The 1,642-nt window shown below is 64.0% G+C and carries 1 protein-coding gene; it reads right to left on the bottom strand.

The window, feature by feature from the left end; all coding sequences use genetic code 11:
* Positions 1-3 precede the first annotated feature (3 nt).
* A complete protein-coding gene (locus tag VBE63_RS28895) occupies positions 4-1,572 on the bottom strand; it encodes a transposase (protein ID WP_323686427.1) in 1,569 nt (522 codons plus the stop codon).
* Positions 1,573-1,642 lie beyond the last annotated feature (70 nt).

The raw sequence follows: 1,642 nt of genomic DNA, 5'->3' as shown, positions 1-1,642 counted from the left end.
GGCCTAGGCCGGGGCCGGCAACGGCGCAGGCGGCTGCAATTCACGCCCCTGGAGGTACTTTCGCAGCGCCCGCGAGAGAATGCGGTACCAGCGTTGAGTGGGAGTCAACTGCTCCGCAGTTAAGCGCAGCCCTCTGAGGAAGGCCGCCAGGTTGCGACAGGCGCGCTCGACCCAATCGGCTTCGGCATGCTGATGGCTGATGACCAGGCGGCGCTGACGCCCGTGGTTGATCTGCCGCGCTGGAGCATTGAGCAGGAGCGGACGACTGGTGATGGCCTCCAGATGCTTGTCTGGCTCGGCCAAGCGGGCAAAGAGGTTCCACCCGTTGTAGACCAGTGCGGTGAGACGCGCCATGAATCGGCAGCGTTTCAGATCGCTCGTGGTGAACCCGCCCCAGCCCCAGTGGTGCTTGAGCTCATCGAAATTGTTCTCACAATCGGCGCGGTCGCGGTAGAGCCCGGCGATGGTGAGAATCTCCGAGTCCAGCGAGGTGACCAGCACCGCATACTCGTAGAGCCGCACGTTCTCCTCGACCTCGGTGAAGCTCAGGCGTCGCTGCCCGGACTCATCCGGGGCCTCGAGGGCGATGTCGTTGTCCTTGTCCTTGAGGCGTCGGCGCAGCACCACCACGCGGCGTGAGCGGCTCCAGCCGCTCAGGCGCAGCTGTGCCTCGGCGCCCTGCCAACCCTGTCCGGCATCGCACCAGTCGGCCTCACTGAGCAGGCGCTCAATGAGGCGCTTAGTGCCTTTGGTCAGGCGCTGCTTGAACAGGTACGGCAAGCCTTCCTGCTCACAGCGCTGCATGTTCGCCTCGGTGCCCCAGTCGCGATCACCGCGAATGAGCGCTGGCCAGCGCGCGCGCCCGATGCGCTCGAGCAGGTCCCAGAGTCCGGGCGAGCTATGCTTGGAATGGGTCTGATTGCCGGGCTTGACCTCCACCTCGAGCACGAGGCGCAGATTAGCGACCAGATAGGTATGGTACGTGTGCGAGGGGCGTCCGGGCTTGTGCGGGTTGTAGCCGATGACGGCCCCTTCTTGATGACCATAGAGTGGCTTGACGGTGACATCGACGTCGAGAATCCAGGGCTCGCTGAGCAGCGGCTCACTGACGGAGAGCAGGTGACGCTGCAGCCAAGCAACCCCGGCCGTCTCATCGAGCTTCTTCAGCGCGGCCCGAATCGAATCTTCACTGACCACCTTGCTCATGCCGAGCAACGGTGCGTTGACACTGTCCCCGCGCAGGGCGCTGATATGGGCATAGCGTTGGTGGCCGCACAAGGCGGAGAGCACCGCGGTGCCGAGCACATCGCGCTTGAGCGGGGCATTGGGGCTGGTCCAGCTCAGTGGACACTGCTCGACCCAGGTATCGAACAGCCCGCTGACCTTCAGATACTCGGCGAAGAACGGCAGCTGCCCGAGTGGAGTGAGCGCCGCATCGGCGTTCCACTCCACATGTACGCGCCCGCCGAAGGTGTCGACGACCACTGGGCCTTCGGCTGGAACCAGGGCTCGGCACTCGGATTCGGGGGCCTTTTGCGGCGCACCCGATGGGTGAAGAGAAAGAGCGTTCATAAGCACCTCCTTGTGCATGGATTTCAGCAGCTTAGGCTGGGTTGGGCAAGAGTCAACTGCTCTTTATAGG

It is taken from the genome of Lamprobacter sp. (assembly GCF_034860625.1).
Taxonomy (GTDB): domain Bacteria; phylum Pseudomonadota; class Gammaproteobacteria; order Chromatiales; family Chromatiaceae; genus Lamprobacter.
This window is presented reverse-complemented; position numbering and strand designations above follow the sequence as displayed.